Here is a 6,437-nt window from a genome sequence, read left to right as displayed (position 1 = left end):
CCCCCCCCTCCCCTCCCCCCCCCCCCCCCCCCCCCCCCCCCCCCCCCCCCCCCCCCCCCCACAGCTGTGGACGCCTTCCCCGGCCCTCGCTCGCGGGCCCTGGCGCTGATCACCCGGGCGATGCAGCCGCACGCCGACCGGGTCGACGCCGATGTGGTGACCTTCGTCGGGCCCTGCTTCGACGCACCTGTGGGCGCGGACGGCTGGACCCGCCCGGCGGATGCGCGGAACGTGCTGCTGATCTCCCTGGGCTCGGCGTACACCCGTCAACCGGAGCTCTACCGCCAGTGCCTGGCGGCCTACGGCAATCTGCCCGGCTGGCACGTCGTACTCCAGATCGGCAAGTACACCGACCGGCGGGAACTTGGCGCCATCCCGCCCAACGCCGAGGTGCACTCCGGGGGCTCTCAGCGGGCGATTCCGGAACAGGCGGACGCCTTCGTGACCCACGCCGGTATGGGCGGCTGCAGCGAAGGGCTGCTGGCAGGCGTCCCCATGATCGCGGTGCCGCAGGGTGCCGAACAGTTCATGAACGCCGACCGGCTCGTGGAACTGGGCGTGGCGCGCCGCGTCGCCACCGCGCAAGCCACCGCCGAGACCCTACGGGCGACCCTGAACGACCTGGTCACCGACGCGGAGGTCGCCCGCCGCTCGGCGCTGCTGCGCGCCGAGGTACGAGCCGAGGGTGGCCGCTCGCGGGCCGCCGACCTCATTGAGGACATGCTCAGCTGAGCCTTGCCCGCCCCGCCGCGCGGGCCGCGAGGCCGCGGGTTCGATCGCGCGGAGCGGCGGGACGCCCGCCTCTGCCCGGAGCGTCACCTCCGTCTGCCCGCCCGCCCGGCGGCAGTGCGTGCGGGCGTCGATTGCAGCCCCGGCGCGGTCGGCATCGTCCAGGCCGTAGCGCAGGGGTGCTTGCGCTCGCTGGCCGATCGTTGTGAACTGCCCGGATGACTCCACGCGCCCTGGACCTGTCGCCTGCGCCGCTCCGCCCGCGCGCGGGATCGAGTGATCTTCGCGCGACCGGTGACCCGCGAAACCCACCCGCGTCGCTCCGATAACATGATCGAACGGCGCTCACCCACGACGCCGTCCTTTACCGGAACTTTATGCCATCCGGCGCGGGAAATGACCTAGACAATTAAATTCTAACAAATCGGCCGGACAATTGACTTCTATAACATCGCGGGTGCTTTCGCGAATAACTCGCAGAATTGACTTCGCCGCGTGGCGTCAGCCGCGGGTGATGCTGTGGGCTGCGGCGGGTGTGGTAACCCTCGGATTCCTGATCGGCCTGGAGATCACCGCGCGTCACTACGGTCTGCCGGGTCCGATCGTCAATCAGGCACAGGAGGTGATATTCGCCCCCAAATCGGGGCCGCTGTTGTACGCCGGTATGGCGTTGACGATGGTCGTGCTCACCTGGCGGCAGCGGTTCATCGCGCTCGGTGCCGCAATCGGCATCGACGCCGTTTTCCTGCTGGTGCGGTGGATGGTCGACGCCAAGCCGGCCTTCGGCAACGGCGCGTTGTGGGTGATTCTGGGCTGCGCGGTCATCGCTGTTACCCGCCGCACCGGCGGCGAGCGTCTCCTGCTGCTGAAGGGGGTCGGGCTGGGCCTGCTGCTGGTGGCGGGCCACAAGACCGGCGACACCTGGCTGCTCATCACGTCCAAGACCCGCCCGATGGTGCTCGACCAGTACGTGGCCACCGCCGACCACGCGCTGGGCAACCCGTCGTGGCTGGCAGGCCAAGTGGTCGAGGCCACCGGTCCCGTCGGCTCGCATGTGCTCCACCTCGTCTACAGTCAGCTTCCGCTGGCAGCGGCTCTCGTCGCGCTGTACCAGCTGCGTAAGGTGGCGGTCGAGCGCCGCTTCCCGGAGCACCATCTGGTGCGCACCTTCCTGGTCATCGGGCTCCTCGGGCCGGCCATCTACATGATCTTCCCGGTGGTCGGACCGGTCTTCGCCTACGGCAACGGCGCCTTCGACACCGGTGGCGGGCACTGGGCGCTGGCCAACCTGTGGCCGGACACGCCGCCGCCGATCAACCCGCACGCGATGCCGTACGACCAGATCACCCCTCGCAACTGCATGCCCAGTCTGCACACGGCGTGGGCCACCACGATCTTCATTCATTCCCGCAAGGGCACGCGGGCCGTGCGATACGCGGGCACGTTCTGGCTGGTTGCCACGCTCAGTGCAACGCTGGGATTCGGCTACCACTACGGCGCGGATCTCATTGCCGGTGTGGTGTTCGCACTCACGATCGAGGCAATGATGCGTTCGTTCAACCGCGGCTGGGACCGGTCAGGAATTCAGCTGGTCGCTTATGGCACGGTGGTCTTCGCCGCACTCTTGGTGTCGTATCGCTATCTGTCGATGGAAATGGCCGGACATCCGTGGGTGTTCGGACCGCTTCTCCTTCTGGCGTTGGCCTCCGTGGTCTACGGCTATGTGCGGACCACCAAATCGTGGGAGCCGCAGGCCACACCGGCGCGGCAACCGGAATTGCAACCGCAGCCCGAGCTGGTTTGAGTCGTGCCGCGCGGGTACGTCCTCCTCAGTCCCTCTCCAGCAGTTCGAGGACGGCCCGCTAGACGAAGCCCTGGGTCGCGGGGCGGCCGTACGTCCCGTCCTCGCCGAGCCGGCCGAGGACCGGGGCCACGGTCGTGCCGGTCTCGTGTCGCTCGATGATCCGGGGGGCCGGCTGCCGTCCGCGGTGTTCTGCGAGACCGCCAGGGCCACGGCGGCCGGCACCGTGGCGTGCCAGGTCCGGAAGTCCTTGGCGGTGATCTCACAGCCGGACCGTTCGCGCAGGTAGTCGTTGAGATCGTCGGCGTGCACCTCGGGCTACGCCTCGTGTTCCCAGTGCTGGATCATCCGTATGCGACAGGCGTGACGGGGTACCCGGGCCGTGTGCCAATGGAGGTGTGACCCATGGCGGGAAGCGGATCCAAGAAGGACTTGAACGGGCAGTCCGCGCTGGTCACCGGTGGTTCCCGAGGGCTCGGGCTGCTGAACGCCCCTGGCCGCCTGCCGCGCGCGTAAACAGCCTGGTGACGGGAAGTCGCGCCAGAGCAGAGAACACTGCCCGCGACCACGCGTGGAGCCATGCACGTGAGGAGGTTGCCATGACAGCCAAGAAGGCGCTGGCGCGCTACCAGCGACGGCGCGACTTCTCCAAGACCGCCGAACCTCAAGGCCGCAGCTCCCGGCCGCCCGGCGAGAAGCCCTCGTTCGTCGTCCAGATCCATGACGCGCGAGGCATGCACTTCGACTTCCGGCTGGAAGCCGACGGGGTCCTCAAGTCCTTCGCCGTTCCCAAGGGGCCGTCGAAGGACCCCCACGACAAACGGTTCGCGACCCCGACCGAGGATCACCCGCTGGAATACCGCGACTTCGAGGGCATCATCCCCAAGGGTGAATACGGCGGCGGCACGGTGATCGTGTGGGACGAAGGCACCTACCTCAACCTCTCCTCCAGCCGTGACGGCCAGGAAATCCCCCTGAGCCAGGCACTGGAACAGGGCCACGCCTCGTTCAGTCTGCACGGCCGCAAACTGCACGGCGGCTACTCGCTCACCCGCTTCCGCACCGATGAGGACGGGGAGCGCGAGGCGTGGCTGCTGGTGAAGCACACCGACGAACACGCCTCCTCCGACGGGACCCCCGACCCCAGGCGGGCACGATCGGCCCGTAGCGGCCGCACGCTCGGACAGGTGGAGGCGGAAGTCGCGAGCCAGGACGGCGACGGGGCATGAACAGCCAACCGGACGGGCTCATACCGATGTGCGCCACGCGCCACGCTCAGTGCGCGCCGCGCATGCGACGAAGACCGGATGGACACGCTGCGTTACGCGGCCAAGGCCGGCACCGGATGCGACACCGCCACCTGCCACCCTGCGTCACCGCCTCGACGGCCTCGTGCGGCGGCAGCCGCCCTTTCCCGCCGACCAGGTGCACGAGCGGGCTGTCCACCGGGTGTCCCCGAGCTGGTCGCGCAGGTCGCCTTCACCGAATGGACCGGCGCGGGCCTGTTGCGCCACCCCCGCCACCTGGGGCTGCGCGAGGACAAACCCGCCCGTGAGGTGGTCCGGGAGCAACTGGCCGGGAGGACACAATGACCACGACGAGACCCTTCCACGTGGGCGGACGCACCGTCGAGGTGAGCCGGCCGGAGAAGGTCCTCTTCCCCCAGGACGGCATCACCAAGGCCGACTTGGCTGCGTATTATTACCGCAGGGCGGCCCGGCGCATGCTGCCCCATCTTGACCTGCCCTCCCTCGTGATGACGACCGGCTCGCGCGGCCTCCACGTCGTCGTGGCCCTCGACCGCCGGGCACCCTTCGACGACGTACGGAACTTCGCCCACGAGGTCGCCGAACTGCTCGCTCGCGCCACCCCGGCCAACTCACCACCGAGCCGCGGAAGAAGGCTCGCAGGGGCAGGCTCTACCTGGACATCCAGCGCAACGCGTACGCGCAGACGGCGGTCGCTCCCTACGCGGTCCGGGCCCTCCCCGGAGCCCCCGTCGCCGCGCCACTGGCCTGGACCGACGTCACGGACCCGGAGCTCACCGCACGCTGCTGGACCATCAGCACGGCCGAGGACCTGCTCAGGGACAACCCATGGGAGGACCCGCCGCGCCCCCGATCCCTCATGGCCGCGCGCAACGGCCTCCGGGCAATGCGGCAATGAGCACTCACACTTTGCGGAGTCAGGCTTTGCGGAGTCAGACTTCAGCGAGTAGCCCGGACATCGTCTCGGCGGCCCGCACGGCTGCGTCCGCGCAGCAGTTGTTGAACAGCACGTGTACGCGCTCGGTGTCGCGGGCGAGCGCGCGGATGCGGGGCACCCAGGGTTCCAGCTCGTGGGGCGCGTAACGGTGCCGGTAACGGGCCTCCTTGGACCCGGTGCCCCATGACGGGCTGCGCCCGTGGAACCGTACGACGGACAGCCGGGACGACGTGGCGTGGACGACGGGCGGCAGCGTGGGAGCGTCGACAGCCACCCAGGGGATGTCTCGCTGTTTCAAATGTGCGAGTATGTCCGGTAGTTGGGGCTCACTGAACCAGCCGGGATGTCTGAACTCGACCGACACGGGTACACCCGCGCCGACACGGCATTGCTCGATGAGGTCGTACGCCCGTACGCCAGGCGCCAGCCAGGGCGGAAACTGGCAGAGCACGCTGGTCAGCCGCCCAGCGGCACGCAGTGGCTCGATGCCCGAGCGAAACCGCCGCCACAGCTCCTGCGTCGTCTCCTTTGACAACTTCTCCGCCCGTATGAGGGTGTGGGGCGGAACGGGCGGCCGCAGTTCGGGAGGGAGCGCGCGGGCACGTACGGGGTGTCCGGTGAAGGGCGCGAAGGCCTTCATGTCGAAGGTGAATCCCTCCGGAGTACGTTCCACCCACAGGCGGGAGTTGCGCGCGCTCGGCAGCGCGTAGTACGTGGAATCGGTCTCCACCACGGAGAAGCGGGACGCGTAGTGGCGCAGCCGCCCCTCGGCGTCCCGGTGGCCGCGCGGATACCAGCCGGACGCGACGAGCGCGGGGTCCGTCCAGGAGCAGGTCCCCACCAGGATCCCGGCCGGGGTGTCCGTCTGCCCGGCCGGTGCGGGGGTGTGGGCAGATCGCACAGAACGAGGCCTCCTTCCAGGCTCAGTGGACCGGATGCCCTTCCGCTCCCGGCCCTAACGCGCTCCGGGCACCCTGACGAGCCGATCCACCACCGGGAAACCGGCACGCATTGCCCTCGCGCACCCGGGTACTTGGAGACAGCACCGATCGCCGAGCGAAAGTGAGCAGGCACCATGAACGACCGCAGGCCCGAGGGCCCAGGAGAGGGCGGAGTGCCCGCCCCCGAGCCGATACCGAGGGATCTGCCGGACCAGCAGGCCGGTGATACCGACGACCCGTGGGAGGTCGGTGGTGATGCCGCGCGGAGCACGCGCGGCGACCGGCCGGACCCGTCCGCGCCCGACACCGACGAGGCCGGCGCCGGTCGGCAAGGCCACTCGGGGAACGGGCGGCCGGGGCACCCGGTGCCCGACGAGTCACCGGATTGAGCCGTCGGAGCCCTTGGAGCCGTCGCAGCTCTCGAGCCTTCGGCAGCCGCGCGAGGACCGACACCGATCCATGATCCCCACGGAGAGGACCCATCGAGAATGCTCGCGAGCGAGTTCGGCACGGCTGAGGAGGCCCGATGAGCGACCACAAGCAGGACCAGCGCGCAGCCTTCCGTAGCGACGACCCGGCGGGCGGCCCTCTGCCCGCACCCCGGGTGCGCCGGGCAGTGGCGGCACCGGCCCGGCGTCTGCCGCCCCCGCCGGTCCTTGGCGGCGCCCGTGTGGTCGAGGTGGACACCGTACGGCCGGGTGGTGCGCGAACTGCGGGGACGCGGGTACCGGATGGTGACCGGTGTGTCCGAGTACGAGGGG

At 69.7% G+C, this 6,437-nt stretch carries 6 protein-coding genes and 2 pseudogenes; 6 read left to right on the top strand and 2 right to left on the bottom strand.

Going from position 1 to position 6,437, the window contains the following annotated elements:
* Together ACZ499_RS15310 and ACZ499_RS15305 are read left to right on the top strand one after the other, a co-directional pair.
* Window positions 1-732 (top strand): nucleotide disphospho-sugar-binding domain-containing protein (locus ACZ499_RS15310; protein ID WP_468675255.1); only part of this gene is annotated, 732 nt, incomplete at its 5' end.
* A gap of 511 nt (window positions 733-1,243) precedes the next feature.
* The gene (locus tag ACZ499_RS15305) at window positions 1,244-2,533 is read left to right on the top strand and encodes a phosphatase PAP2 family protein (protein ID WP_468675474.1); all 1,290 of its coding nucleotides are present in this window, start codon (window positions 1,244-1,246) and stop codon (window positions 2,531-2,533) included.
* Between the two features lie 246 nt (window positions 2,534-2,779).
* Here ACZ499_RS15305 and ACZ499_RS15300 read toward each other — a convergent pair.
* Window positions 2,780-2,842 (bottom strand): annotated as a pseudogene (locus tag ACZ499_RS15300) (hypothetical protein); the annotation flags it as partial.
* A 287-nt stretch (window positions 2,843-3,129) separates the two neighbouring features.
* Between ACZ499_RS15300 and ACZ499_RS15295 the strand changes: the two are divergent.
* The 3 genes and pseudogenes from ACZ499_RS15295 (at window position 3,130) to ligD (ending at window position 4,696) form a co-directional block, all read left to right on the top strand.
* Window positions 3,130-3,759, top strand: coding sequence for a DNA polymerase ligase N-terminal domain-containing protein (locus ACZ499_RS15295; RefSeq protein ID WP_468675253.1), 630 nt, complete (start codon window positions 3,130-3,132; stop codon window positions 3,757-3,759).
* Window positions 3,760-3,837: 78 nt separating this feature from the next.
* Window positions 3,838-4,122, top strand: coding sequence for an ATP dependent DNA ligase (locus ACZ499_RS15290; protein WP_468675251.1), 285 nt, complete (start codon window positions 3,838-3,840; stop codon window positions 4,120-4,122).
* A pseudogene (gene ligD, locus ACZ499_RS15285) lies at window positions 4,119-4,696 on the top strand (non-homologous end-joining DNA ligase LigD). Before ACZ499_RS15290 ends, ligD begins: the two are co-directional and overlap by 4 nt.
* A 34-nt stretch (window positions 4,697-4,730) precedes the next feature.
* Here ligD and ACZ499_RS15280 read toward each other — a convergent pair.
* Entirely contained in the window at window positions 4,731-5,636 is a 906-nt protein-coding gene (locus tag ACZ499_RS15280; RefSeq protein ID WP_468675249.1) for a DUF72 domain-containing protein, read from the bottom strand.
* A gap of 174 nt (window positions 5,637-5,810) precedes the next feature.
* On the opposite strand from ACZ499_RS15280, the gene ACZ499_RS15275 reads away from it, so the two are divergent.
* Window positions 5,811-6,065, top strand: coding sequence for a hypothetical protein (locus ACZ499_RS15275; protein WP_468675247.1), 255 nt, complete (start codon window positions 5,811-5,813; stop codon window positions 6,063-6,065).
* The last annotated feature ends 372 nt before the right edge of the window (window positions 6,066-6,437 follow it).

It is taken from the genome of Streptomyces sp. NPDC031265 (assembly GCF_055570295.1).
This window is presented reverse-complemented; position numbering and strand designations above follow the sequence as displayed.

Coding starts and splice junctions, on each gene's coding strand:
- ACZ499_RS15295 (WP_468675253.1), top strand. CDS start 3,130: ATGACAGCCAAGAAGGCGCTGGCGCGCTACCAGCGACGGCGCGACTTC.
- ACZ499_RS15290 (WP_468675251.1), top strand. CDS start 3,838: ATGGACACGCTGCGTTACGCGGCCAAGGCCGGCACCGGATGCGACACC.
- ACZ499_RS15275 (WP_468675247.1), top strand. CDS start 5,811: ATGAACGACCGCAGGCCCGAGGGCCCAGGAGAGGGCGGAGTGCCCGCC.
- ACZ499_RS15305 (WP_468675474.1), top strand. CDS start 1,244: ATGCTGTGGGCTGCGGCGGGTGTGGTAACCCTCGGATTCCTGATCGGC.